Source organism: Corynebacterium sp. Z-1, assembly GCF_031844665.1.
Classification (GTDB): domain Bacteria; phylum Actinomycetota; class Actinomycetes; order Mycobacteriales; family Mycobacteriaceae; genus Corynebacterium; species Corynebacterium sanguinis.
This window is the reverse complement of record NZ_CP134621.1, coordinates 1,160,244-1,186,143: the sequence shown is the minus strand read 5'-3', so window position 1 is coordinate 1,186,143 and position 25,900 is coordinate 1,160,244. Positions and strand designations below refer to the sequence as shown.

23 protein-coding genes, 1 tRNA gene and 1 pseudogene are annotated in these 25,900 nt (G+C 64.5%); 13 read left to right on the top strand and 12 right to left on the bottom strand.

Features of this window, described 5'->3' with window-relative positions; genetic code table 11:
* The first annotated feature begins 50 nt into the window (after nt 1-50).
* Nucleotides 51-1,442, top strand: a complete 1,392-nt coding sequence (locus RIU96_RS05795) for an HNH endonuclease signature motif containing protein (RefSeq protein ID WP_259787878.1) — start codon at nt 51-53, stop codon at nt 1,440-1,442.
* Here RIU96_RS05795 and RIU96_RS05790 read toward each other — a convergent pair.
* On the bottom strand, nt 1,439-6,028 hold the full coding sequence (locus RIU96_RS05790; protein ID WP_311205175.1) for an Lhr family ATP-dependent helicase: 4,590 nt from the start codon (nt 6,026-6,028) through the stop codon (nt 1,439-1,441). The two genes, RIU96_RS05795 and RIU96_RS05790, sit on opposite strands and share 4 nt — an antisense overlap.
* 32 nt (nt 6,029-6,060) lie before the next feature.
* Here RIU96_RS05790 and RIU96_RS05785 point away from each other — a divergent pair, with 32 nt between their 5' ends.
* Genes RIU96_RS05785 through RIU96_RS05770 form a run of 4 tightly spaced genes read left to right on the top strand, consistent with a single transcriptional unit; the run spans nt 6,061 to nt 8,408 of the window.
* Nucleotides 6,061-6,846, top strand: a complete 786-nt coding sequence (locus tag RIU96_RS05785; RefSeq protein ID WP_311205174.1) for a 3'(2'),5'-bisphosphate nucleotidase CysQ — start codon at nt 6,061-6,063, stop codon at nt 6,844-6,846.
* A 23-nt stretch (nt 6,847-6,869) separates the two neighbouring features.
* The gene (locus tag RIU96_RS05780) at nt 6,870-7,670 is read left to right on the top strand and encodes a thymidylate synthase (protein WP_259789676.1); all 801 of its coding nucleotides are present in this window, start codon (nt 6,870-6,872) and stop codon (nt 7,668-7,670) included.
* Nucleotides 7,670-8,149 (top strand): dihydrofolate reductase, encoded by a 480-nt coding sequence (locus RIU96_RS05775; RefSeq protein WP_259809816.1) that lies wholly within the window; start codon nt 7,670-7,672, stop codon nt 8,147-8,149. Before RIU96_RS05780 ends, RIU96_RS05775 begins: the two co-directional genes overlap by 1 nt.
* A gap of 1 nt (nt 8,150) precedes the next feature.
* Nucleotides 8,151-8,408: a mycoredoxin gene (locus RIU96_RS05770; protein ID WP_259809821.1), complete on the top strand. Its 258-nt coding sequence runs from the start codon at nt 8,151-8,153 to the stop codon at nt 8,406-8,408.
* On the opposite strand, the gene RIU96_RS05765 is transcribed toward RIU96_RS05770, so the two are convergent.
* The gene (locus RIU96_RS05765; protein ID WP_259809822.1) at nt 8,405-8,920 is read right to left on the bottom strand and encodes a hypothetical protein; all 516 of its coding nucleotides are present in this window, start codon (nt 8,918-8,920) and stop codon (nt 8,405-8,407) included. The two genes, RIU96_RS05770 and RIU96_RS05765, sit on opposite strands and share 4 nt — an antisense overlap.
* A gap of 5 nt (nt 8,921-8,925) precedes the next feature.
* Nucleotides 8,926-9,156 carry a hypothetical protein gene (locus RIU96_RS05760; RefSeq protein WP_259809826.1) on the bottom strand — a complete coding sequence of 77 codons (231 nt, stop codon included), beginning with the start codon at nt 9,154-9,156 and terminating at the stop codon, nt 8,926-8,928.
* A 102-nt stretch (nt 9,157-9,258) separates the two neighbouring features.
* Here RIU96_RS05760 and RIU96_RS05755 point away from each other — a divergent pair.
* The 3 genes from RIU96_RS05755 to panB all read left to right on the top strand — a co-directional run bounded on the left by RIU96_RS05755 (nt 9,259) and on the right by panB (nt 11,612).
* Nucleotides 9,259-9,331: transfer RNA gene (locus tag RIU96_RS05755), tRNA-Arg, on the top strand.
* Between the two features lie 49 nt (nt 9,332-9,380).
* Nucleotides 9,381-10,781, top strand: a complete 1,401-nt coding sequence (locus RIU96_RS05750; protein ID WP_259809828.1) for a GntP family permease — start codon at nt 9,381-9,383, stop codon at nt 10,779-10,781.
* A 12-nt stretch (nt 10,782-10,793) separates the two neighbouring features.
* Nucleotides 10,794-11,612: a 3-methyl-2-oxobutanoate hydroxymethyltransferase gene (panB, locus tag RIU96_RS05745; protein WP_259809829.1), complete on the top strand. Its 819-nt coding sequence runs from the start codon at nt 10,794-10,796 to the stop codon at nt 11,610-11,612.
* On the opposite strand, the gene panC is transcribed toward panB, so the two are convergent.
* On the bottom strand, nt 11,609-12,409 hold the full coding sequence (gene panC, locus RIU96_RS05740) for a pantoate--beta-alanine ligase (RefSeq protein WP_259809830.1): 801 nt from the start codon (nt 12,407-12,409) through the stop codon (nt 11,609-11,611). The genes panB and panC overlap by 4 nt on opposite strands.
* A 40-nt stretch (nt 12,410-12,449) precedes the next feature.
* Here panC and RIU96_RS05735 point away from each other — a divergent pair, with 40 nt between their 5' ends.
* Entirely contained in the window at nt 12,450-12,791 is a 342-nt protein-coding gene (locus RIU96_RS05735) for a hypothetical protein (protein ID WP_246062710.1), read from the top strand.
* On the opposite strand, the gene RIU96_RS05730 is transcribed toward RIU96_RS05735, so the two are convergent.
* Complete coding sequence (locus tag RIU96_RS05730) at nt 12,785-13,627, bottom strand: MBL fold metallo-hydrolase (RefSeq protein ID WP_136649148.1); 843 nt, start codon at nt 13,625-13,627, stop codon at nt 12,785-12,787. The two genes, RIU96_RS05735 and RIU96_RS05730, sit on opposite strands and share 7 nt — an antisense overlap.
* Nucleotides 13,628-13,707: 80 nt before the next feature.
* Here RIU96_RS05730 and RIU96_RS05725 point away from each other — a divergent pair, with 80 nt between their 5' ends.
* Complete coding sequence (locus RIU96_RS05725; protein WP_311205173.1) at nt 13,708-14,415, top strand: DUF1906 domain-containing protein; 708 nt, start codon at nt 13,708-13,710, stop codon at nt 14,413-14,415.
* Nucleotides 14,381-15,091 carry an IS6-like element IS1628 family transposase gene (locus RIU96_RS05720; RefSeq protein ID WP_011069225.1) on the top strand — a complete coding sequence of 237 codons (711 nt, stop codon included), beginning with the start codon at nt 14,381-14,383 and terminating at the stop codon, nt 15,089-15,091. Before RIU96_RS05725 ends, RIU96_RS05720 begins: the two co-directional genes overlap by 35 nt.
* A 173-nt stretch (nt 15,092-15,264) precedes the next feature.
* Here RIU96_RS05720 and RIU96_RS05715 read toward each other — a convergent pair whose 3' ends face one another.
* Complete coding sequence (locus tag RIU96_RS05715; protein ID WP_277246268.1) at nt 15,265-16,479, bottom strand: IS110 family RNA-guided transposase; 1,215 nt, start codon at nt 16,477-16,479, stop codon at nt 15,265-15,267.
* A 32-nt stretch (nt 16,480-16,511) separates the two neighbouring features.
* On the opposite strand from RIU96_RS05715, the gene RIU96_RS05710 reads away from it, so the two are divergent.
* Nucleotides 16,512-16,829: a transposase gene (locus tag RIU96_RS05710; RefSeq protein WP_277246266.1), complete on the top strand. Its 318-nt coding sequence runs from the start codon at nt 16,512-16,514 to the stop codon at nt 16,827-16,829.
* Between the two features lie 17 nt (nt 16,830-16,846).
* Nucleotides 16,847-17,641 (top strand): annotated as a pseudogene (locus RIU96_RS05705) (IS3 family transposase); the annotation flags it as partial.
* 104 nt (nt 17,642-17,745) lie between these two features.
* On the opposite strand, the gene RIU96_RS05700 reads toward RIU96_RS05705, so the two are convergent.
* The 6 genes from RIU96_RS05700 to istA (RIU96_RS05675) form a co-directional block, all read right to left on the bottom strand.
* Nucleotides 17,746-19,332, bottom strand: a complete 1,587-nt coding sequence (locus RIU96_RS05700) for a carboxylesterase/lipase family protein (RefSeq protein ID WP_277246267.1) — start codon at nt 19,330-19,332, stop codon at nt 17,746-17,748.
* A 1,260-nt stretch (nt 19,333-20,592) separates the two neighbouring features.
* The gene (locus tag RIU96_RS05695) at nt 20,593-21,390 is read right to left on the bottom strand and encodes an ATP-binding protein (protein WP_311205085.1); all 798 of its coding nucleotides are present in this window, start codon (nt 21,388-21,390) and stop codon (nt 20,593-20,595) included.
* Between the two features lie 7 nt (nt 21,391-21,397).
* Entirely contained in the window at nt 21,398-22,063 is a 666-nt protein-coding gene (locus RIU96_RS05690) for a Mu transposase domain-containing protein (RefSeq protein WP_396136765.1), read from the bottom strand.
* 74 nt (nt 22,064-22,137) lie between these two features.
* Nucleotides 22,138-22,890, bottom strand: a complete 753-nt coding sequence (locus RIU96_RS05685) for an ATP-binding protein (protein ID WP_201740600.1) — start codon at nt 22,888-22,890, stop codon at nt 22,138-22,140.
* Nucleotides 22,890-24,539, bottom strand: a complete 1,650-nt coding sequence (istA, locus tag RIU96_RS05680) for an IS21 family transposase (protein WP_311205071.1) — start codon at nt 24,537-24,539, stop codon at nt 22,890-22,892. Before istA (RIU96_RS05680) ends, RIU96_RS05685 begins: the two co-directional genes overlap by 1 nt.
* 139 nt (nt 24,540-24,678) lie before the next feature.
* A complete protein-coding gene (istA, locus tag RIU96_RS05675; RefSeq protein ID WP_311205072.1) occupies nt 24,679-25,686 on the bottom strand; it encodes an IS21 family transposase in 1,008 nt (335 codons plus the stop codon).
* Nucleotides 25,687-25,900 lie beyond the last annotated feature (214 nt).

Here is a 25,900-nt window from a genome sequence, read left to right as displayed (position 1 = left end):
GACAGTCGAACATTTGTTCTATATTATCGTGGGTAAACGGAGGGGGGACAATGGAAACGACAACGCCCGACAACCACCGAGCAGCAGGCCCACAGCTCATCATCGAGGGTGAGTACCTGGTGTTTTCCGAGTACAGCGAGGATCATGCCAACAGCATAGACCGCGACCTCGACATCGAAATCGCCGAGCTGATGGCACTGACACGCCGCGGCAAAACGTTCGTCGAGTCCGGCATCTTCGGCTACAGCCGCCTGCGCGACCTGCCGCGGCTGCGCGCGCTGCACGCCACGCTCAAGCTTCTCGACGTCCCCCGCCTCGCCGCCATCGACAAAACCTTGCGCGTGCTGCCCGCAGACACCGCGCCTGAAACCTTCGCGCTTTTCGACGACGCCCTGGTGTCAATGTTCACGCGCGCAGGCACGACGCTGCCGAGCCTGTGGAGCATCACCCGCCGGCTGCGCCGACTCATTGCAGAGATCGACACCTCGGTGAACTTCGACCCGAAGCGGCGCAAGAAACGGGAGGAATCGACCGCGCCCAACGCGACCTTCCACCCGGTCTCCACCGGCTCCGGCGAGCGCAGTGCGCTGACCCTCACCGCCGACACCGCAACCATGGCCGCTGTCGGGAGCTTCATCCGCGCCACGGCTAAGGAACATAAGCTCGGCCTTGCCGACAGCATCATCGAGCTACTCACCGGATCACTCAACCCAGCCCCCGCACCCGTGCTGCACATTTTCACCCCGGGTCGCGACGGCGCACGCGTACCGGGCAGCTCGGCCTACCTGCCCGGGTTCGGCTGGACCGACGCCGACGCCACGGCGGTTCTAGAGGATCTGCTCGAATTTTTCCCACCAACGACGACCAACCTTGACGACGTGCGCGCCGAAAGCGTCGACAGGTACTCCCCCACGGCCGAGATGGCCGACTACGTGCGCGCCAGGGACGGCACACGCATTTTCCCCGGGTGCCACACGCCCGCCGACAAGTGCCAGTTAGACCACCGCATCCCCTTCAACGGAGGAGGAAAAACTACCCCCGAAAATTTGTTCTGTTTATGCCAGCATCACCACAACGTGAAAACCGATCGACGGGCCTTCTACATCCCCGACCCCGACACCGGTGACACCCTGTGGATCTTTGCCAACCGCACCTGGCTGACCAGCGAATCGAACGGAATCCTGGCGGGGCAGATTAACCCTTCCAGTCCGCGGTGGAGGTCAACCCCGGCTTCGAGCCACGCGGCACGCTCCCGGGTGGCGAGGTTCAATGCGCAGTGCCACACGCTGTGCGACGCCTACGATGTCGACGGCGACTACGACGCGTGCGTCAACGCCATCCGCGAGCTGGAGCAGGAGTACGGTCTCGTGTTCGAGTTCCACCCCGAGCCAGAAGATCTGTCCTGGATTCCGCCGGAGCCACCGTACGAGGAGTACGGCTAGTCGTCGAAACTCAGCTCGCCCATCGCCTCGGCCACCGTCCGGCCGCGGCGCTTGGGCGGGGTGGAGGTGGACCCGCCAATCTTCGCTCCCTTGTGCGTGACGGCCGCGCCGAAGTCGCGCAGCGAAAACGCGGGCTCGCCGTTGAGCTTTTCCACGTTGAGCGGCTTCATCCGCCCCGCAGCAACGGCCTGCGACAGGGCCGAGATCACCAGCGGCATGGGGTCGTCGATCCCCTCGGGGAAATGGTCGAAGAACGTCGTCATGGTCTTGCCGCCGCGGGTGATGTGCGCGGCGAGGAGGCCGTCGATAAGCACAACCATGGCGCCGGCGGAACGCGTCGGGCCCTGGGCGGGCCACGGCAGCGCGGCACCGTACGGGTTAGCCGGGTCAGTGGCGGCGAGCACGTACATCAGTGGCTCGCGCGTGCCCGAGGGCCAGCCCACCACGTCGTCGGAATCCTGGTGCCCGCGCAGGCGGTCAATCGTCGCGGGTGTAGAGAACTGCGACGCGCCGAGGCCCTCGATGAGGTATCCGCGCATCGCCTTGCCGGACTCCTCGAAACCGGAGAGCACCTTGTACGCCAGCGCGAAGCCGCCCAGCACGTCCTCGGCGACGACGCTGCCGCGCGTGACCACGCCGTAGCGGTCAAGCCACGCCTCGCCGAACGCCACCGAGCGGCGGGTCGCATCCGTATCGACGCTCGGAGTGGCGGCCCAGCGGCCCACCATGTCCGGTGGGGTCACCGTGGCAAAGGAAGTGCGGCCCGTGCGCACCCGTGAGCGCGACGGCCGCCGCTTGGCGCGGTGAGCCGTCTTCCCGCCGGACAGGCGCGCCCGGATCGGGACGAAAGAATCGGGGGCGACGAACCCTGCCTCCACGAGGTCCCAGATCGATTCGCGCAGCTCCTCGACGGTCGTGCCCTGCAACAGGTCCGTAAACAGGAACCCTCCCCCGCCGCGCACTTTCTCCAGCACCTGGGCCTGGGTTAGCGACAGCGTCGGCTCGACGGAATCCGGCATGAGCTGGCCGGCGTAGTCGGCGGGCAGCAGCATCAGCCACGGGTCGCGCGCGCCCGCCTTCCCCGCGCCGACGATGGAGATCTCCCCGGAGGCGGTCAGCTCGTCGAGCATCACCGGGTTGTAGTCGCCCACGCGCGACGGCAGCACGTGCGACTCCCACGCAGAGGCGGGCAGCCGCACCCCGGCGAGTTGCTCCAATACCGTGTACACCCCGTCGGCGCCGCGCAGCGCCGCGACCTGGCCCGCCGGCGCGACGTGCGACCAGCTCGGCAAGAAGCGCCCAAACGCGGACTGGGACACGGGCCGGGTCTGCGCGCGCGCCGCGGCCAGGGAGCGCGAACGGATGATGCGCAGCACCTCCACCGCCACGTACTCCTGCTCGGACACGCCCTGGCGGTAGCGGCCCTCGATCACCTTGCCCGCGTCCACCAGCGGCGCCAGCGCGGAGTAGGCCGCACCGACCGCGAGGCCGAAGGCGTCGGCAAGCTCGCGCAGCACGAACGGCCCGCGGGTGCGCACCCACCTGCTGACCAGCTGCGCTAAGGCGTCGTTAATCGTGGCGACCTGCGCCGCCACCCCGGGCGGGACCGGCACGCCGAGGCCGTCGCGCAACAGCGGCGCGTCGAGAACCTGGGCGATGTGGCTGCGACCGCCGATGCGCACCCGCATCACGCGCGCGCCGAGCGAGGACTCGAGGGAGGCCAGCGGGACCGATGAGTATTCCGAGAGCTCGTCGATCGCGACCGGGCCGACGATGCGCAGGGTGTCGGCGAACTGCTCAGAGGTCTGCGCCTTGCCCACCCGGCGCAGCGAGGCATCCACCTCGGCGATGATGTCGGCGTCGAGAAGCTCGCGCAGCTCGACGGTGCCCAGCAGCTTCGCAAGCAGCGACGGGTCGAGTGAGAGCGCGGCCGCGCGCTTCTCCGCCAGCGGGGTGTCACCCTCGTACATGAAGGCGCCGGTGTAGTTGAACAGCAGCGAGGAGGCGAACGGGCTCGGCTGCTCGGTGGTGACCTCGGCGACGCGAATGCGCCGCGTCTGCAGGTGCTGCATCACCTCGCGCAGGGCAGGCAGGTCGTAGACGTCCTGCAGACACTCGCGCACCGTTTCTAAGATGATGGGAAACGACGGGTAGTTGCGAGCGACATCGAGAAGCTGCTCTGCGCGCTGGCGCTGCTGCCACAAGGGCGCGCGCTTGCCGGGGTTGCGCCGCGGCAGGAGCAACGCGCGCGCCGCGCATTCCCGGAAACGCGAGGCGAACAGGGCGGAGTTGCCCACCTGCTCGGTGACAATGTCCGCGATCTCGTCGGCATCGAAGGAAAACAGGGAGGAGTCCGGCTCTTTCTCACCCTGCGGCAGGCGCAGCACGATACCGTCGTCGCCGGCGACCGCCTGGGCGTCCATGCCCGTTTCCTGGGAGATGCGCCAACCCGCGGCCAGCGCCCACGCGGCGTTAACCCCCTTGCCAAACGGGGTGTGCAAAACCACGCGCCAGTCGCCCAGCTCGTCGGTAAAACGCTCGAGCACCAACGTGGTGTCGTCGGGGATGATCCCCGTGGCCTCCTCCTGCTCGTCGAGGTAGGCAATGAGATTGCGGCGTGCGAACTCATCGAGCGAGGCGTCGAGGGGGCCCGAGCGCGCTTGACGACGAAACTCCCCCAACGCCTTGCCCAGCTCGTACGGCCTGCCGAGGCTGTCACCCGTCCAGAAGGGCAGGCGCCCCGTGTGGCCGGGCGCGGGGCTGACCTGCACCTGGTCGCGGGTGATGTTCTCGATGCGCCAGCTCGAAGCCCCCAAAGTGAACACGTCGCCGACGCGGGACTCGTAGACCATCTCCTCATCGAGCTCGCCGACGCGCCGGGGTGCGCCTTCGCTTCCGACGAGGAAGACTCCGAACATGCCGCGGTCCGGGATCGTGCCGGCGTTGGTCACCGCCACGCGCTGCGCCCCGGGGCGGGCTTTGAGCACCGCGCCGTCGAGGATCGCGCGGGGTTTGAGCTCCGCGAAGTCGGTCGAGGGATAGACACCGACGACCAGGTCGATCACCGCGTCGAACACGTCGCGCGACAGGTTGCGGTACGGCCAGGCGGCGCGCACGGTATCAAACCACTCATCGACGTCTAAGTCTTCCACCGCCACTGCGGCGATGGTCTGCTGCGTCAGCACGTCGAGCGGCGACAGCGGGGTGCGCAGCTCCTCGATCAGCCCGGCGCGCATCCGCGGCACCGTCACCGCCGTTTGCACGAGGTCGGAGCGGTGCTTCGGGTAGAACGCGCCGACGGAGATTTCGCCGACGGAGTGCCCGGCCCGGCCGACGCGCTGCAGGCCGGAAGCCACCGACGGCGGCGACTCCACCTGAATCACCAGGTCAACCGCGCCCATGTCGATACCGAGCTCGAGCGAAGACGTCGAGATCACGGCCTTGAGCGTGCCCTCTTTCAGCATCGTCTCGGTGGTCAGGCGCTCCTCCTTCGACACCGAGCCGTGGTGGGCTCGCGCGATCAGCGTCGGCGCGTGGCCCGCGGTGTCGACGGATTTCATCAGCTGCGCGGGCGGGCGTCGTAAAGCGGGGCTCAAGGCGTCAGGGTCGTGCTCGACCGCCCACAGCTCGTTGAGCTGGCTGGTCAGGCGCTCGGCGGTGCGCCGCGAGTTGACGAAGACGATCGTCGAGCGGTGCGCCATCACCTTGTCGTACACCGCGCGCTCGATGTGGGGCCAGATGCTTTTCGACGCCCCCACCGGCGCCGGGTCCAGCAAGTCATCCACCACGGCCTCGCCGATCGTCGACGCCTCCTCCGGCACGGGCAGATCACTCAAGTCCTCGACGGGAACGTGCACGCCAAGCGACCACTTCTTCTCCGCCGGCGGGTTGACAATCGTGGTCTTCGGGCCGAGGAAGTTCGCCACCTCCTCCAACGGGCGCACCGTGGCGGAAAGCCCGATGCGCTGGAACGGTCCCGTGATGCGGCGTAAACGCTCGAGCGAGAGCGCCAGATGCACGCCGCGCTTCGTGCCCGCCAGCGCGTGGATCTCGTCGACAATGACCGTGTCGACCGATGTGAGGATCCCGGCGGCCTTCGACGTGAGCATGAGGTAGAGCGACTCGGGCGTGGTGATCAGGATGTCCGGCGGCTTGCGCACCTGCCGGTTGCGCTCCGCCTGCGGGGTATCACCCGAGCGCACGCCCACCGAAATATCCGGGGTGTCCAAGCCCATGCGCTGCGCCACGCGCGCAATGCCGCCGAGAGGGGCGCGCAGGTTGTTCTCCACGTCCACGCCCAGGGCCTTGAGCGGGGAGATGTAGAGCACCTTCACCCCGCCGTGGGTGGAGCGGGCCGAACCGTCGATCGGCAGCGCCTGCTGGCCCGCGCGCTCCACCAGCGAGTTAAGCGACCACAAAAACGCGGCGAGCGTCTTACCGGAGCCGGTCGGCGCGACAACCAGCGCGTTCTCGCCTGCGGAGATCGTGCGCCACGCCCCCTCCTGGACCGCGGTCGGGTCTGCAAACACCTCGGAAAACCACGTTGCCACCTGGGGGTGGAAACGGTCCAAAACGCTTGCAGTCATGCGCAACACTTTAACCGGGTAATGTTTGGGCCATGACTGTACCGGACTCCCAGCACTCCGACTCGCGTCTGACCAACCTCATCGCCCAGGGTACGGGCGAGATCCTCAAGGGGATCCGCGGCGTCGGGCTGCTCCGCGGCCGCGAACTCGGCGAGGCGGGCGACGACCTCGCCCAGAACTGGATCGCCCGCGTGCTCGCCCAGCACCGGCCTGACGACGGCTTCCTCTCCGAGGAGGCCGCCGACAACTCGAAGCGCCTGAACAAGGAGCGCGTCTGGATCGTCGACCCGCTCGACGGCACCAAGGAGTTCGCCACCGGCCGCCAGGACTGGGCCGTCCACGTCGCGCTGGTGGAAAACGGCGTGCCCACCCACGCGGCCGTCGGCCTCCCCGACCTCGGTGTGGTGTTCAAGTCCTCCGACGTGCGCCACGTCTCGGGACCCCTGTCGCGCCGCATCGCGCTGTCGCGCAACCGCCCGCCGGAGGTGGCGCAGTTCGTCGCCGACAAGCTCGGCTTCGAAACCGTCGGGGTCGGTTCCGCCGGGGCGAAGGCGATGCACGTGCTGCTGGGTGACTACGACGCCTACATCCACGCCGGCGGCCAGTACGAATGGGACCAGGCCGCACCCGTCGGGGTGTCGATTGCCGCGGGGTTGCACGCCTCGCGTCTCGACGGCTCCGAGCTGCGCTACAACAACGCCGACACCTACATCCCCGACCTGCTAATCTGCCGCCCTGAGCTGGCCGAGGACATCCTCAAAGCCTGCGCCGAGTACCTCGAGCAGCACGGCTCCTTCGATGGCCTTGCTGGCAAGTAGCGAACCCATTAAGGTCACTGCACATGACTGTGCCCGCCCCCTATGAAAATTTGCTGCGCGACATCCTGGACAACGGCTCGGCTAAGGGCGACCGAACGGGCACCGGGACGCTTAGCGTTTTCGGTCGCCAGCTGCGCTACGACCTCTCCAGTGCGTTTCCACTGCTGACCACCAAGAAGGTCTACTTCAAGGGCGTTGTCGGCGAGCTGCTGTGGTTCCTGCGCGGCGAGTCAAACGTGACCTGGCTGCAGGACAACAACATCCGCATCTGGAACGAGTGGGCGGATGAGGACGGCGAGCTCGGCCCCGTCTACGGCGTGCAGTGGCGCTCGTGGCCGACCCCGGACGGGCGCCACATCGACCAGATCTCCGAGTCGCTGCGCCTGCTTCGCGACGACCCCGAGTCGCGCCGCAACCTCGTCTCGGCGTGGAACGTCTCCGAGCTGGACAAGATGGCGCTCATGCCGTGCCACCTGCTGTTTCAGCTCTACGTCGCCGACGGCACCTTAAGCATGCAGGTCTACCAGCGCTCCGCCGACATGTTTTTGGGCGTGCCGTTCAACATCGCCTCGTACGCGCTGCTGACCCACATGTTCGCCCAGCAGACGGGACTTAAGGTCGGCGAGCTGATCTGGACCGGAGGCGATTGCCACATCTACAACAACCACATCGAGCAGGTCAAAGAGCAGCTGTCGCGCGAGCCGAGGCCGTACCCGCAGCTCGAGCTGACCAAGGCACCGAGCCTGTTCGAGTACTCCTTTGCCGACATCGCCGTTTCTGGGTACGACCCGCACCCGGCGATCACCGCGAAGGTTTCGGTCTAGTGCTCGGCGCAATCTGGGCGCAATGCCTCGACGGGGTGATCGGTGACGGCGCCGGCATGCCCTGGCACCTGCCGGAGGACCTGAAGCATTTCAAGGAGATCACCTTCGGCCACCCGATCATCATGGGCCGGCGCACGTGGGAGGCGTTGCCGAAGCGACCACTGCCGGGGCGCCCCAACCACGTCGTGTCCTCGCGCGAGGCCGGCACCTGGTCCAACGGCGCGTTCGTCTCCCGCGACCTGCCCGACATTGAAACCGACGCCTGGATCATCGGCGGCGCGCAGCTTTACGAGGCCACCATCGACGAGGTCGACGTCATCGAGCGCACGCTTATCGACGCCCACCTCGCCGCCGCAATCGGCCGCAACGCCGTCTTCGCTCCCCGCCTGACCGAGGACTTCAAGATGTCGTCGGACACCGACTGGCTCACCTCCTCAACCGGACTGCGCTACCGCTTCCAGCGCTTTGAAAGGATCTGACATGACCTCCCCCGTAACCGTCTACGCCACCAGCTGGTGCCCCTACTGCCGTGTCCTGCTCGGCGGGCTTAAGCGCACCGATGTCGACTACGACGTCGTCGACGTCGATGACCCGAAGAACGCCGAGCTGTCTGACTGGGTCGCCTCCGTCAACAACGGCAACAGGATCGTGCCCACGGTGCGCTTTTCTGACGGCACGCATGCCACGAACCCTCCCGTGGAAATCGTGGCGCAGAAGTACCGCGAGCTCACCGCCTAAATTTTTCGGGCGTAGAAGCAGTCCGGGAACCGCGTGGTTGCGGCCTCCCAACCGTCCTCGGCAGAGGGCATGGCGGTAAGCCTGGCGATAGATACGCGCTGAATCTCCCACTTCGCATCGGTCTTGACCATGATGTGGCGGCCCTGCTCGGATTTCACGGGCTTCCACCCCTGGAGGCCGGCGGCGTTGAGTTGTTCCACCTCGTCGTTGCGGTCCACCGGGCCAAGCATTCTGGATGTGGCTGGCAGCTCAGGCGCGGCGCGGTAGTTCGGGTCTACCCTTTGCTGCACGGCCTGGCGTGAAACCCCGAGATGCTTGCCGATACGCGACCACGACACACCGTCGTTGTGGGCGGCCAGCAATGCCTGCGCCTCCAGCTCGGTGGCGACGCGAGCGATCCGGGCGAACCGGTCGGCGTCTTTCAGGGAGTCGGGGACGTCGGTGGTGGGGGCGTCGATACGCGTGGCGAGCTCGGTGATGTCGACGGCGAGGCGGGCGTCATTGTCCTGCATGCCGGTTACTGCTCGTCGGCCGGGCGCCACGGCTCGGCGCGGAAGCTACGCCGTTTGATGAGGTCATCGAGCCATTTGAAGATGGCATAGAAAAGCAAGATCACCACTGCGAAGTAGACCACGGCGAGCGGAATGGCGACGCTGACGAAGATTCCGATGAAGGCGAGGACGACAACGGCAATGAACGCGAGGAGTAGAAGTTGACGGTTTCTCTTGATCTTGGATTCGGCTGACATGAGGCAAGTTTAACTTGCACGTAACGAGGCTGGCAAGTCTATCTTGCACCCCTGGTTGTTGATTTAGGGGTGAGATTGAGCGTGCGGTAACCTAATGCCATTGCCCTAGTAGCTCAGTGGATAGAGCACGGCTCTCCTAAAGCCGGTGTCGGAGGTTCGATTCCTCTCTGGGGCGCTTACCCCACTACGCTCGAGGAAACCTTTCCTCAAGCTAAGGAGCACCGATGACTGGCTTGCCGCTGATGGGCGTCTTCGTCGTCGCGATCGTCGTTTTGATCCTGATGATCTCGAAGTGGAAGATCCACCCCTTCCTCTCCCTTCTTTTTGTGTCGCTCGTCTTCGGCCTGATCGGCGGGATTCCGCTGCTCGACGTCAAAGACGCCGACGGTACGCTCCTTACCCCGGGCATCGCGTCGGTAATCGGGGACGGCTTCGCGGCCACGTTCAAGTCCTTCGGTCTCGTCGTCATCTTCGGCACGCTCATCGGCTTCATCCTGGAAAAGACCGGTGCGGCTTTTCAGCTTGCCGACGCCATCGTGCGCGTGATCGGCACAAAGCACCCCGTGCTCGCCATCCAGCTCATGGGCTGGGTGGTGTGCATCCCGGTGTTCTCCGACTCAGGGTTCGTGATCCTCAACCCTGTGCGCAGGGCGCTGGCGCAGCGCACCGGCGCCTCGCCCGCCACCATGGCCATTGCCCTGTCTGCCGGCCTGTTTACTTCCCACGTGTTCATCCCGCCAACGCCCGGGCCGCTCGCGTCGGCGTCGAACCTCGGTTTGGACAACAACCTGCTGCTCGTCATGGCACTCGGCGCGCTCGTGTCCATCCCTGTCATGGTCGCCGCCTACTTCTACTCCGTCTGGATCGGCCCGTCGCTTCACACCCCGGAGACGGAAGCGGTCCCAGACACCGACGTCGAGGCCGCCTACAACGAGCTGAAGAACTCCTACACCCGGCTGCCGTCAACGGCGTTGTCCCTCGCCCCGATCCTCGTGCCGATCCTGCTCATGGCGGCTGGGTCCATCACCTCCGCGGCGGGGCTCGGCGGCGGGTTCGGCCGCGCGATCGTGTTCGCCGGCACCCCGATGATCGCCCTCGGAATCGGTTTCCTCTTCGCCGTGCTCTTGCTGGCGGATACCCACATGATGGACCGCTTCTACACCTTCGTCGAGGACGGCCTGCGCACGGTCGGCCCGATCATCCTCATCACGGCCGCCGGCGGCGTGCTCGGACGCGTCATCTCCTCGACCGACGTGGTGGACTTCATCTCCAACAACGCGACCCAGCTGGCGAGCCTCGGACTGTTCTTCCCCTTCCTCGTCTCCGCTTTGTTCAAGACGGCACAGGGCTCGGCCACCGTCGCGATGGTCACCACGTCCAGCCTCGTCGCGCCGCTTCTGCCGACCCTCGGGTTGGAGTCCCCCGTGCAGGTCGGCCTTGCAGTGATGGCCATCTCCGCTGGCTCTCTCGTGGTCTCCCACGCCAACGACAGCCACTTCTGGGTGGTCACCAACTTCTCTAAGATGACCCCGCAGCAGGCGTACCGCTCGCAGACCGCGGTGACCGGCGTGATGGGGTGCACCGCCATGGTCTTCATCTGGATCCTTGGGCTCTTCCTAGTCTAGTGTTGAAGCCCTATGACTGGCTACCTCACCCCCACCAAGAAGGTCCGCGTTTCCGATCTCAAGGAGAGAAAGGCGCGGCGTGAGCCGTGGGCGATGCTCACCGCCTACGATTACTCCACTTCCCGCGTGTTCGCCGAGGCAGGAATCGAGTGCATGTTGGTGGGCGACTCCGCCGCCAACGTCGTCTTCGGCTACGACACCACCAACAAAGTCTCCCTCGATGAGATGGCCTACCTCGCGGCGGCGGTGGTGCGCGGCGCGGGCAACGCGCTTGTCGTCGTCGACCTGCCCTTCGGCACATACGAGGCCAGCGACGAGCAGTGCGTGAAAAGCGCAACCGAGTTGATCCACCGCAGCGGGGCGCACATGGTCAAGCTCGAGGGCGGCGTGCGGGTCGCCTCGCGCATCCGCGCCCTGAAAAACGCGGGTCTCGCGGTCTGCGCGCACGTCGGCTTTACCCCGCAGTCGGTCGACAACCTCGGCGGGTTCAAGGTCCAGGGCCGCGACGCGGGCGCAAAGGCGCTGCGCGCGGACACCAAGGCCGTGGTGGACGCCGGCGCCGATATGGTGGTCTTCGAGATGGTCCCGGCGCAGCTCGCCGCCGAGCTGACCGAGCAGTGCCCGGTGCCCACCATCGGCATCGGCGCGGGCGCGGGCACCGACGCCCAGGTGCTCGTCTGGCACGACATGGTCGACCTGCCCGCGGGCAACCGGCGCCCAAAGTTCGTGCGCCAGTTCGGCCAGGTCGGGGCGGAGCTCGGCCAGGCCGCGGCGGCGTACAAGCAGGCCGTGCACGAGGGTTCCTTCCCCGCCGCCGAGCACAGCTTCTAGCCGACGCTGACCCGGGCGTTGTCGATCAGCCTGGTCGTGCCCACGCGCGCGGCCACGAGCAGGCGGGCGGGGCCGCTGTAACCGGCGGGAATGTCCTGCAGGTTGGGTGTGGTTAACGCCAGGTAGTCTAGGTCGACGTCGGGGGAGGCGTCGAGAAGCAAGCGGGCTTTTTCAAAGCTGCCGGTAGCGAGCGCGCGCGAGAGGATCTCGGCCGTGCTGGCCTCATCGGCGGAGAGGTAGCGGTTGCGCGAGGACATCGCGAGGCCGGATTCTTCGCGCACGATCGGGCAGCCGTGGACGGCGACGGGAATGTTGAGGTCTTCGACCATCTGCCGGATGAGCACGAGCTGCTGGTAGTCCTTCTCCCCGAAGAATGCGTCCGTGGCTCGTGTGAGCGCAAACAGCTTAGCGACGACCGTGAGCACGCCCGCGAAGTGCGTCGGCCGCGACGCACCCTCAAGAATCTTTCCCGCCGGGCCCGGGTGGATTGTCGTGCGCGGGCCGGTCGGGTACATCGTGGCAACCGACGGGGCGAAGACGGCGTCGACGCCCTCGCGCTCGAGCAACGCGACATCGGCGTCCAACGTGCGCGGGTAGGCGTCGAGGTCTTCGCCCGGCGCGAACTGCAGCGGGTTGACAAAAATGCTCACCACCACCGGTGAGCCGGTTGTCTGTGCCGAGCGGACCAGCGACAGATGCCCCTCGTGCAGCGCACCCATGGTGGGCACGAGGGCGAGCGTGCGGGGGTGGCCGATGGCGGCTTCAAGCTCTGCGGGTGTATGAACGAGTTCGGTCATGTTTGAAAAACTTATCGTGGCAGAGCAAAGGAGTCACACTATGGACACCTATCACGTCGACTACGACTGGGCGTGGGGCACAAAACGCCCGGGAGACCTGGTCACGCTGCGCGCCCACCTGGAGTTTCCCGACCCCGCCACGGCGAAGCGGGCGGTGGCGGGGTTCTTCGACAACCTCATGGCCGTCCACGGGTTCCACGGGGCCGGCGGCTGGGCGGCTGAGGAGGTCACACCCGCGCCCGGCCCGACGCAACGCGTGATCGACTTCACCGCCGGCGGCCAGGACGTTGCCGACGCCATCGGCTACGCCGCCGAGGACGCGGTCGAGCACTTCAGCGCCTTCCCGGGCGCTACCGTGCGCTGGGAGCACATGCCCTACTGAACAACGGCACCCTCGGGCGTCAAGCGCACCGATTCGAAAGCCACCGGGAAATGCACGTTTGCGTCTTGGGCGGCGAGGAACTCGTGCGACTTGGCCACGTTGTCCGCCGGAACCGGCAGCGGCTTGAGCGGCTTCGACAGTGAGTGACCGAAGTGGTCCCAGTGGACGGGGATGACCAGCTCCGGCTCCAGCTGCTCGACGGTGTGGCGCCAGTACTCGCTTCTAAAATCGTCCGACTGGCGGCCGAGCGCACCGATACCGAGGTAGACCACCCGGGCTTTGAGCCCGTCGAGAAAACCCGGGATGTAGTTTGCGCTCGGCAGGACCAATATATTGCCCTCGGGGTGGCTGAAGTGGAAGACGAAACAGCCACCGTCTTTGAACTTCAGCGTATGGCACGGGGAGCTGAGTCGGTCGCGGATGAAGCCTGGAGCGATGTTTCCGGGGCTGTGCGGGGCCTCGATGACGCGCACGGTGAACGCTCCGACCGCGATGTCATCGCCGTCGGCGATCAGGGCCATCTGCGAATCGGCCAGGCCCTCTCCCCTGCCGTAGTTCAGCGTCGACTCCGAGCCGTACATTGTCCCGCCCACCTTTTTAACGACGGCGGGTGCGTCCATGAGGTGGTCGTAGTGCGAGTGCGCGACAAAGAGAGCATCGAGCTTGTCGACGCCGCCCCTGCCCAGCGCCGCGTCGATCTCACTGTCGCTGGGTCGAAGCCGCCCGACCACGAGGCGGGCGAGCGAGGGGCGCGTGAGGAAGGCGTCGACGAAGATGCTGGTCTCGCCGTCTGTAAGGTGCACGCTGGATGTTCCGTAGAACGTGCTGGTAATCATGTGCCCAATGTTAGCACCCAGATGGTATGTTGCAGAAGTAAATTAGTGTGATTGTTGTTGTTAGGAACCTGGAGGTTTCCATGCCCCTGAACCGTCGCCGCTTCCTCGCCACCGCGGGCCTGACCACCGCCGCGGCCATCGGGCTCTCCCCCGTCGCTAAGGCCCAGCGCACCGTGGTGGGCACCGCGCTCGACTACTCTGCGGGCGTGCCTTCGGGGCGCTCGGTCAAGGCCGCCGGCCACCTCGGTGCGGTGCGCTACGTCTCCCAGCCGCGCCCCAACGCCACCTGGATGAGGGGCAAGCCCGTCGCCCTTACAGAAACCCAGGATTTCAAGGCCAACGGCTTGGCGACGGCGTCCGTCTACCAGTTCGGCCGCGCCCAGACCGCCGACTGGCTCGGCGGGGCGGCCTCCGCGGCGATCCACGCCCCGCAGGCCATCGAACTGCACCGCGCGGCGGGCGGGCCGACGGGGCGCCCGATCTACATCGCGATTGACGACAACCCCACCCGCGCCCAGTACGACAACCAGATCCGCCCCTTCCTGCGCGCGTTCTGCACCGCGCTCAGCGTCGCGGGCTACGCCACGGGCGTCTACGGCAACTACAACACCATCGAATGGGCCGCAAACGACGGTATCGGCACCTTCTTCTGGATGCACGACTGGGGCTCCGGCGGACGCCTCCACCCGCGCGCGAACAGGTGCTGTTGCAAAGTTGGGGCAGTAGGAAGACCGGCGTGGAATAATCAGGTCCATGGGCATCTTCTCCGGTCGGCAGTTCCCTCGTGAAATCATCCTGTGGGCGGTGCGGTGGTACTGCCGCTACGGCGTGAGCTATCGCGACCTCGAAGAGATGATGACCGAGCGGGGAGTGCCGGTCGATCACACCACGATCTACCGCTGGGTCCAGAAATATGCTCCTGAGCTGGATAAGAAGACCCGGTGGTATCGGCAAGTTCCTGACTGGCAGGCCAGGTCCTGGCGGGTGGATGAGACCTATATCCGGGTCGGGGGAAAGTGGTGCTACCTCTATCGGGCAATCACCGCAGGTGGCCAGACCCTGGACTTCTACCTCTCACCAAAACGCAACGTCGCGGCAGCGAAGCGTTTCCTGGCGAAGACGCTGCGGTCGAATAAATCGGCAGGCTATCCGCGGGTGATCAGCACCGACAAGGCCCCCTCACTCGCCAGGGCAATCTCTGAGCTGAAGGCGGAAGGCGTCTGTCCATCGACGGTCGAGCATCGTCGGGTGAAATACCTCAACAACGTCATTGAAGGCGATCATGGCCGGTTAAAGCGGATCCTGGGGCCGAAAGGAGCATTCAAAAACCAAACGTCTGCCTACCGGACGTTGAAAGGGATGGAAGCGATGCACTCATTGCGGAAGGGGCAGGGCACGATGTTTGCCTATGGTCACCCGAATCCGGATGCAGTGATTGTTAGCCGGGTATTCGAGACGGCCTGACAACACAGGCACATAGCGTTGATCACACAATAAAAACGGAGCTTTCTTGGCTCCCGCCCCAAGTTGCAACAGCACCCGCGTCCCTCTGGGGGGTCATGTAGTACCTCGCCCACGGCCGGGCCGCGAGCACGATCTGGATCGGGACTGTCAAGACATCCCACGGGGCTAACTTGTCAAGCGGCGTCCGTGCCCTTGACGAGTTTTTCGGCAGTGTGCCAGGCGCTGGCCTCGTCGTAGAGGGTGTGGTGCCGCAGGCAGCCGTGCAGGATGCCGACGAGGCGGTTGGCGACGGCGCGTAGGGCTTGGTAATGGGTCGCGCCGCGGGCCTTGCGCTCGTCGTAGTAGGCGCGGGCGCCCGGCGAGGTGTTCAGGGCGCAGTACGCCTGGCGTAGTAGAGCGTCGCCGAGGCGGCGGTTGCGCGTGAATCGGGCCAGGACGACCTTCTTCCTGCCCGAAGCGCGGGTGATCGGGGCCATGCCGGAGTAGTTCTTCCGCGCGCGGGCGTCGGCGTAACGGTCGGGGTCGTCTCCGAACTCGGCGAGCACCCGGGCGCCGAGGACGGCTCCCAGCCCGGGCTGGCTGAGGTAGATCTCAGCGTCCGGGTGCTGGCCAAAACACTGCTCTACCTGCCCCTGCAGGGAGATGACCTGCGTATTCAGTTCGGCGATAACGGCAACCAGTGCCTTGGTTGTGGCGGTGTAGGCGGCCTCGATCCCGGGACGGGTGCGCAGCTGCTCACCGCGCAACGCGGTAACGATCTCCTCGGCCCGCCGGGCGAGGTACCGCTGTCGGCCGGCTTTGCGCAACAGGGTCTGCACTCGAGCCTGTGTCAGCTTCGCTGCTGCCTGCGGCCCGGGGGCTGCGGCCAGGACCGCCAGGGCGTCGCGGTCGTCCAGGTCGGCCCCGAACGCGGCTAGCGCAGCGGGGTAGAACTCGCGCAGGTTCGAGCGCAGCACGTTGACCTGGCGCTGGCGGGCCCAGATCAGCGACTGGTGGGAGCGGGCCAGCACCTTGACCTGCTCGGCGATGTCGCTGTCTCCGGTGACCGGGCGGTGATGGGACCGGTCGGTGCGCACGATTTCGGCCAGGACCAGGGCGTCGCCCTTGTCCGACTTCGCACCCGAGGTGCCGTGCCGCTCCCGGTACCGCGCCGCCTGCAACGGGTTGATGGCGTAGACCACGTACCCGGCGGCGAGGAGTGCCTGCACCCACGGGCCCCGGTCGGTCTCGATCCCGACAAGCACCTCCCCGGCCTCGTCATCCTCACCGAGGTGGTCGGCGACCAGGGCATGGAACCGCTCGATGCCCTTGACGCCCTCGTCCAGACGACGTCGCGCCAACAGCCGGCCCGTCTCGTCGTGTCGCGCGTCAGGATTTCTGGCAGGGATGTTTAGTCAGTCCCTGAAGGAGAATCCACGACATGGGTAGACCCCCTGTGATCCCGGCTGAGCAGAAGACTCGGATCGTGCTGAACGTGTTGGCCGGAGAGATGACCATCGCCGAGGCGGCTCGGCGGGAGAAGGTCAGCGAGCAGTCCATCGGCCGGTGGAAGGCCGACTTCCTCGAAGCCGGGAAGACGGCGCTGGCGGCTGGCAGGTCCGGGCCGTCGACCCGGGAGCAGCAGTTGGAGGCCGAGGTCGCTGATCTGACCCAGGCGCTCGGTGAGGCCGCGGTCGAGCTACGAGTGTGGAAGAAGTCAGCGGAGGGCAGGTTGGGCCCTTCGAGGACCTCGAGGTGATCCGCATCGAGGCGGGCATGTCGACCGCGAGGTTCTGCCAGCTCATCGACATGCCCGAGCGGACATGGCGACGTTGGCAGGCCAAGACCAGGGCCGGTGGCCAGACCAAGGGACCGTGGCCGCAGCCGGCGCGCGAGTCGGCTCGCGACCGGGTGCTCTTCCACGCCAACAAGCACCCAGCCTGGGGCCACCGCAAGATCTGGGCCATGGTCCGCCACGACGGGCACGTCGTCAGCGAGGCGACCGTACTACGGCTCCTGCGCGACGAGGGGCTGATCCTGCCAGCGCACTACCAGCGCGAACGCCGCAAGCTTGCCGAGCGACGCAAGGCAGCGTTCGCCAACGACCCGACCGGGCCGAACCAGGTCTGGCAGCTGGACTTCAGCGAGTTCGAGACCACCACCGGCGGCACCTGGCGGCTGGCGGGCTGTCGGGACTACTGGAGCAAGTACGAGCATCCGTTCCACGTCTCGCCGACCGCGAACCAGTTCGACGCGATCGATGCCGTCGAACTCGCGCTGGCCGACAACGAGGCCATGTTCGGCCACCCACTCGCAGATCTCTGCGAGATCGACACCGAGACAGGTGAGATCAAGCCAGTCGTCACGATCGTCACCGACAACGGCGGCCCGTTCCGGTCCTTCAGGTTCGAGGCCTTCATCCTCGCCCACCCCGAGCTGAGCCACGTCCGCACCCGGGTAAAGTCGCCCGGCCAGAACGGGTCACGCGAGCGCGGGTTCGGCACGCTGAAGTACGAGCGGCTCTACATCGACGAGATCGACGACGCCGTCATGCTCGCCAAGCACGCCGAGGAGTACCGCATCGAGTACAACGAGATCAGGCCCCACGAAGCACTGGCCTGGAACCGGCCCAAGGAGGTGCACCTCGGCCTGGCCAGCCCGACCGTCCCGACATTTCAAACCACCGAAAACCTGCCAACTCCTCCACGCGGGACACCGGCGTACTGGAATGGGCTGAGGCCTTCCAAGCCGGGCTCGGCACCGTTGAAGGACAGCTCGCCCCACGCCTGTCTGGCGGCCGGATATGGGTCGCTCTCGACGCGCAGGTCAGTGTCCATGATTAAGGTGGACCTGGTGTCCTCGTCGTACTGAGTCCAGGTTGTCTCCGCGGTGGTCGGAGTCTGCCCCTGGGCGAAGGAGACCCACAGATCCTGAACCTGCTCGGAGAGGCGACGGTTGGCGGCATCGTCGGCGACGAACGTCGTGGCGGCGCCGGTGGTGCCGAAGACGAATGGAAGCTCCACCGCGTGCGGGGAGCCCAGAGCGCCGTCCATGTCTATGGTCGGAACGGTCGCGAGGTACATGTGGGTCTCGACGCCGCGGGCTGAGAGCGCATCGGCCATGCGGATCGCCGGCATGCGGAACGCGACGTCGCCGATCATCGCCAGCTGCAGCTCCGAGTCAGTCAGATCCGGGCGTTCGGTCCGATACGCCTCGATGACCTCATCAGCGCGGTCGCTGACCAGGGCCTCCAGCCAGGGACGCGAATAGACCAAGGGGAGTCGTCGGATCACAGGCAGTTGGTAGTACCAGTAGCGGGCCTCGTCGAGTGTGGTCCCGATGATCACCGGTGTGCTCGGGCCATCTGGTGAGGCGATCCGCGCAGACGGCAGTTCGGGGATGAGCCCGCCATCGACCACCGGGTGGAACACAGTGTCGGAGAACTCGGAGGAGTACAGCTTCGATGCGGCCCGGAGCATCTGTTCGGTGCTGAGCTCGAGCACCTCCGCCAGGTTCTTCACCCGAGCCTTCTTGGCGAAGGTCTTCGCCACGCCTGCGGCCCACTTGCGGGAGGCTACAGTGCCGGTGCCGCTTTGCAGAATGGCCCGATCATAGAGTCCATCAGCCTCCGGGGCTCCCATGAGTGCGGAGATGCTGATCGCGCCAGCAGATTCACCTGAGACCGTCACGTTCCGCGGATCCCCGCCGAAGGCAGCGATGTTCTGCCGGACCCACTGCAGTGCGGCCATCTGATCCTTCAGGCCGTTGTTCATGCTCTGTGCGTACTCGGGGCCGAGGTCGCTGAGATCGAGCCAGCCGAACGGGCCAAGACGGTACTGGATCGAGACCACCGTCGCCCCGCGCCGGGCGAGGTCTGCACCGTCATACCAAGGAATGCTGGCCGATCCTGCGACGAAGCCGCCTCCATGGATGAACACGATCACCGGATCATTGCCCTCCAATGAGCGTGACCACACGTTGAGGGTCAAGCAGTCCTCAGAGATGGGCGAGCCTTCCGGAAGCCCCAGGCCTTCCGGAAGCTCCAGCTCGCTGTACTCCTGGGGACAGGCCGGGCCGAACTGCGTCGCCTCTCGCGGCTCAGTCCATGGTTCCGGGGGCTCAGGCGCTTTGAACCGTCGGTCACCTACTGGCGGTGCGGCATAGGGAATGCCGCGGAAAGCCAATATCGAATCCTCGACGGTGCCGCGCACCGGACCATATGCCGTCTCGACCACTGGGGTCTCCTGGCGGATCTTTTCCATCGTTTCCTCTCTCCGTCGCTCACCGCGTACAGGCTGATAGTATATTGTCATTGGTGCTGTTGCAAACTCGGGGTGTCACGGCAACACCATCGACACCCCGAGTTTGCAACAGCACCGGCCTGTCACCAGTACCGTGACCGATTAGTTTCTTCGGCATTCACCAGTTCGCAATCCGGGCCCAAATGAAGATATTTTCGAACGCCCTCTAAATCGTGAGGAGCTGATTTACGGGTGTCTCCTGGGTATCGGGTTTAGTAGCCGAGCAGATAAGGGACGCTTTGACACCTCACCGATCCTGACAGCCTCATCATGCTCAAAGTAGTTCAGAAGTGGATTATCAAAGCGGAAGAACTGCTGATATTCAGAATCAGAAATACCTCTCCTATTCCACTCGAATCGGACACCTAGGTACCCCAAATAGTATGCACTCACCCATCCGGAGAAAGAGCCATCCTCCCTGTCCGCATACCCCCAGCAGGGACTCAAATGGATCCCCGAATCGAAAGGAAGAGTCCGTAAGCCATTGTGTGCGGCTAACACCATCGTGCAATCAGGAAGTTCCTCGCTCCCATCTAGGAACTGACGAAGCGGAGCTGGCACTGTTAAGCCATCCTCAGCCATTCGACTCGCGAAATGTTTAGTCAAGTATCTCCCGAGATTGAGCCGTTCCTCCTGGGATTCAAGATCGTACACTTGGTACAGGGGTACGGACCCGCGGCGATAGATGCTTGTATCATGACCGGTGAGGTAGTCCGCGAGCTTATCGTACGCGCGGTCAAATGGCTGAGAACGAGCGTTATTGCATGTGCTGCATAAAGATTTCTGAAACTTCAGAATCTTGTATCGATCTCTTTTGAGAGCGCCTTTTCCCTGGAGATCGCGGTGTAGGTCGTCGTCTCCAAACCACACCAGGCCCTCGCCCTCGCCCATTAATCGAAGCAGGTCCTTGCGCTTATATTTATGCTCTTTCGAATCCGCTTCCCGCGCCTCACACCACCAACATAGAGCCATATCAGTATTCAAACACACTGGGCCTGAAGCTCTAGGAAACCGGCTGCTCAAGCTTCGCGAGATTGGATGAACGCCTCCGAAAGAAACGTGGAGACTCTGTTCTGAACGAAGAAGTATCCCCCTGGGCTCCTGCGTCTGCGGCCGCCGACCCATATCCCAAAAAATGACGGGCGTTTCTTTTCGGTACCGGTAGGGCGGTATCGGGTACCGGGGTGTTGGTGGTTGCCGGTACCCGGTTTTTACCCCCGGTTACGACTTTCGGGGTTGACGTAGCCGTGTGGGTGTCGTAGGGGCCATCCTTTCTTGTTTGATGTCGTCGCGGGTTCGCATGTCTTCTCCTGTCAGGGTGAGTTTCGAGCCGTGGTTGGCGAGTCTGGACATGACTGCGTCTGCCAGTGCTGCTTCTGAGAAGACGTCGTACCAGTAATCGGGTTCGTGTTGGCTGGCGATCACGGTAGAGGCATGTTCACGCTCGACGAGCAGGTTGAATACCTGGTTCAACGCGTGCGCTGAGACATCGGTGGCGAGAAAATCATCGATGACGACAAGTGCCGGGGCTTGCAGGTCAGCGAGGAGTTGTTTGCGGGCCTGGGGATGCTCAGCCGCAGCGTCGAAATCGTTGGCCAGGTCGTTGAGCCGGAAGTAACGGGCGGTGAGCTTTTTGCGGCACGCCGCGACGGCCAGGGCTTGAGCGAGAAAACTTTTACCGGTGCCGGTAGCTCCCACGATGATGAGGTCTTTGCCGTAGTCGATCCATTCGCAGGTGGCGAGCCGGTCGATGCGGTCTTGGGTTACACCGCGGCCGGGATAGGCATCGAAGCGCTCGAGTGCGGCGGTTGAGCCAAGGAGTTTCGCTTCACGCAACCTTGTCTGGATGACCTTGTTGTCGCGGGCGGTGAGTTGGGCTTCGAGGGCTTCTTTGATCTTGTCTTCGAAGGAATCGTTATCGCGCGTGGGGTCGTTGACGATCTCTTGGATCGTCGCGGCGAACACGCGCATCCCGCGCAGCGAGCCGAGCTTGTCGAAATCTTCATCGGTTAACGCCATGATGCTTCTACGCCTCCTCACCGAATTCAAGCTCACCGAATTCAAGCTCACTGAACTCGAACGCTGCTTTGCCCCGTACGTGCGACGCCTGGGCTGGTGGTGCGGGACGAGTCACCGGCCTAGTTGACGCGGCAGATGATGTAGGTGATTGCGCACCACCTGTGGCGGTGGCGGTGGTGCGGGTTGCGAGGTCTTTGATGGTGTCGTGGACTTTGCGCACCGACGGGACCATGTGGGAGTCGAGGACGTCTTGGCAGGCTTGTTCAAGCAGGCTGCGGGAGTACTTCTTCGACAGGCTCAGCACGCCAAGGGCGCTATTGTAGGCTTGGGCTTCAACTTGGTGGGCGTGAAACATCTGGCGGATGAGTTCGTAGGTTGCGGCCCCAATACTTTGAGCCCATGACTCAATCCGGCCCTGATCCCACTTCGTGGCCAAGTCCTGGTGCTTTGCCGGCACATGCTCTTTATCTGTGGAGTACTGCATGTTGCCAGGCTTTTTACGGTGGGAAGCGATATGCTCACCCGCGCTGAAGATGTCGACGACATCGTCGAAGATCTGCACGTCGACACTTTTGCCGGCGAAGCTCCACGGCACAGAGTAGAAATGCTTCTCCACTTGGACGTGGTAGTTCACCCCGGCCTTGGCTTTACGCTGTTTGGGACGTGCTTCCAGTAGCAGCGTTCTGACGATCCGATAGCACCCGGATGAGCACCGGATAGCGGTGCTTGGTCCGGGTGCCGGCGGGGCTATTGCGCGTCGGCGAGGTGTCGGCGCATGTTCGGCCCGTCGAGTGGGAGGATCTCGGCGCCTGCCACAATCCGGTTGAGGATCGATTCGGCGATCACCGCGTCATGCAGGGATTTGTACCAGTCCTGCGGCTCGAACTGGGAGGTGACCAGGGTCGAGCCACGGCCGTCCCGGGCCGCGAGGATGTTGAGCAGCTCCGCGGCGGTGTGCTGGTTGATGGGCGTGGTCAGGAAGTCATCGATGACCAGCAGGTCGCAGTTGTGCAGGTCGGTGAGGAAGTCCAGCCGTTTCTGCGACGCGGGGTCCATGACCGCGAGCTGGTTGGCCAGATCATCGAGTCTGAAGAACCGGGCGGTGTAGAACTTCCGGCAGGCGGCGTTGAGCAGCGCCAACGCGAGGTAGGTCTTGCCGACACTGGATTTCCCCAGGATGACCAGGTTGTGGGTCTGATCGATCCATTGACAGCTGGACAGCCGTGCAATTAGCTCACGATTGAGGTTGCGGTCGGGAAGGTAGCGGATTTCTTCTACGCAGGCATCAGGGTTTGGCGATCTGGATGCCTTGAGTAGTTTCTGGGTCCGACGTTGCTCCCTGGCCGTGATCTCCTTATCCAGGGCGTGGAAGATCTTCTGCGAGAACGTCCACTCATCGCAGGCGGGGTCGTTGGCCAGGTCGATGACGGTTTTCCCGAAGGCGGTCATCCGCAGCTGGGTGAACAACGTCATGTCGGCGTCGGTGAGGTGTCGATCCATCACGCCTGACCTCCTTCATCGTGGGCAGGATCCGTCTTTCCCAGTAGAGCGTCGAGGCTGAAGTGCTCAGGGCCAGCCAGGTGCGCACCGCGGGTGTCCCGTGAGCCCGGGGCCGGGTCGATGCGTGGGGCCGGCGGCGGCGGAGCATCTGTGGTGGTGGGCCGGGCGTGGACCTGGGCCCGCAAGGCCGCCAGGCGTTGCTTGACCGCGGTGTAGCTGACCGCCCGCGGGGAATCAGCGTCAACCAGTTGCCGGCAGGCCTGTTCCAGCAGTGCCTTGTTGTCGCCCTTGCCCAGGGCGAGGATGTTCAGGCAGGTGCGATACCCCTGGGCTTCGATCGGGCGGGCATCGAGCACGCTGGTGATCGCGGCGACGGTGTGGGGACCGACCTTGTGGGCCTGACGCAGGAAATACGCCCTGGACCACAGGTCCGAGGACTGCTGATGCTGATCGGGGACATGATCGGGGTCGGTGACGTAGACATGCTGGCGCGGGGAGACGGTATGGGTGGCGATGATGTCCCCGTCGCACATGACCGTCAGACGGTCGCCGGTGCTCTTCACATCAACGTGGCGTCCGGCGAAGGTGTGGGGCACCGAGTACTTCACCGTGGCGATTTCGATGTGGTAATCACGGTTGACCTTGGATTTCCGCCAGGTCACCGGCTGCCAGCGGGACTCCGGCAGCCCAAGCAGTTCCGGCCGCTCATACTCATCGAACAGATCCTTGCGGCTGATCTGCTGTCCGCGGAACGGTGTTCTGGTGTTGATCGCGGTGACCTGGTCGGCCACAGCAGTATTGAGGTCATCCAGGCTGGCGAATCGCTGGCCCGCGAGCCGGCCGATCACCCAGTTGGTCACGACCTTGACCCCGGCTTCGACATTGCCTTTGTCCTGTGGTTTTACGGGACGGGTCGGTACCGCAGCGGTGCGGTGGTGCTCGAGGAAATCCCGGTAGGCGCGGTTGACGTCCCGGGCCCGGTCCCCACGAGCGATCTGGTTGGATGCGGTGGAGGCGTTGTCCGGGATGACGACCTGCGGGATACCGCCGAAGAACTCGAAGGCCTGCTGGTGGGCGTCCAACCAGTTCGGGGACTTCTCATCGAGATAACCGCGGGCGAAGACCATCCCGGAGTACGGCAACGAGGCCACGAATACCGACACCTTGGTCTTGCGCCCGGTGATGGGGTCAAAGACGGCCATCTTCGTGCCCGCCCAGTCGACCTGCATCGTGTGACCGGGAACGTGGGTGATCCGCATGGTCAGGTCGTTGACATCGACGTACTCGCCGATGATCTGGCAGAACCGCTGATAGCTGTAGTGCCGCTGGCCAGGGACGCCGTCCGTGTCGAGGTAGCCGGCCCACAACACGCGCAGCGGGAGCTTCTTCTTGCCCGAGCGTTTGGTGACCATCGCGGCCACGTCGAAGGCGACGAACTCATCCGAGGGCGCCTTGCGCCCGTCGGTGAACAAGGCGTCGAGTTCTTCCGCGGTGAGGTCTTCCACCTGGGAGGTGGAGGTAAAGCCCTGGTCCCGGCAGATTCTCTTCGCTTTGGCGATGGTGGTGTGTGAGCATCCCGCCAGGGCTTCGATCTGTCGGTAGGACAGATTCTGGATCAATAGTGACATCACCAATCGGTAGTCAGTCACGGTGTCTCCTCTTCGAGGTCCACACGCAGCCGAATTACTGCGTGTGGACCTGAGATCACCACAGACCACCAGATGCTGCTATCCGAAGCTCATACCCGCGCTATCCGATCGTCAGAACCGCGCTACTAAAAGCACGTCCCTAACATTTACGCCACGTGGAATACGACCAGCGCTGTTGAGGCAGCGGGCGCAATGCTTCTGCTTCGCTTTCAACAAACAACTGCCTGCGGCTTGCGTTGCGGCCCCGGAATCCTTCCCGGTCGTTGATCCAGTCGACCTGTGCTGCAATAGCGGCGTTGAGAGCGTCGAACGTGGAGAACTCTTGGCCCGATAACGCTTCTGCGACCCAGGTCTGGACGATATCGACCGCCTTTTCCACATGGGCCTTATCCCTGGGTTTACCCGGCCTAGCCGGGGTAATCCCGCAACCGTAGAACTCGGCGAACTGCTGGTAGCGCTCGTTGACTTCACGCACCGTCGCACCACGTGTGATCTGGTTGGTTGCTGTCGAGGCGTTATCGGGCACGATGCGCACCGGCACGCCACCGATATAGTCCAACGCGTCGCGGTGGGCACACAGCCACGACCGCATCCGCATATCCGGCCACGCACTGGCATGGATAAGCCCCGAATGCGGCAGCGACGCCACAAACACATACGCCTGCACAGACACCCCGGTCAACGGGTCAACAACTGCCATGGTTTCCCCGGACCAATCAACGCACAGCTCCTCACCAGGGGCATGGGTCAAAAGCGCAGTCAGGTCGTTGACATCGACGTAGTTTTCAAACAGCGCGCAGAACTGCCGGTAGGAATAATGCTGCTGGCCAGAAGTAGCCTGACGGCGGGTGTATTTATGGTGTTCCACCTTTAACGTCACCCGCTCACCGCGTCGGCGCCGGGCGGCGATGCCTGCGAAATCCGGTTCCACAAACGCATCTGAATCCCGCCGGCGATTATCCGGAAACAACTCCGAAAGCTCCTGCGGCGACAACGCGGTAATCGTGTCCTCGTCCATCCCAGTCGAGCGCAACACCCGACTGGCCTTATCAATACTGCTGCGCGAGCACCCCAAATCCGACGTGATCTGCGACCACGAGCGGCCTTGCACAAGCGCCAGCATGATCAACCTGTAATTGGTGACCACACCAAACTCCTTCCATGGTTACGCGGCCCGCGCGTACACACTGCGCAGGGCCGTCAACCACAGACTGCCAACCCAACTACCCCCGGTACCCGATACACGCACACCCAGTACCCGATACCCGCCCGACCGGTACTAAAAACCGAACCCGGTCAAAAAAAGACAGTCGAGTTTTCTAAGCGAGCAAGGACACCTTGGTGACCCCTTATGCATATCT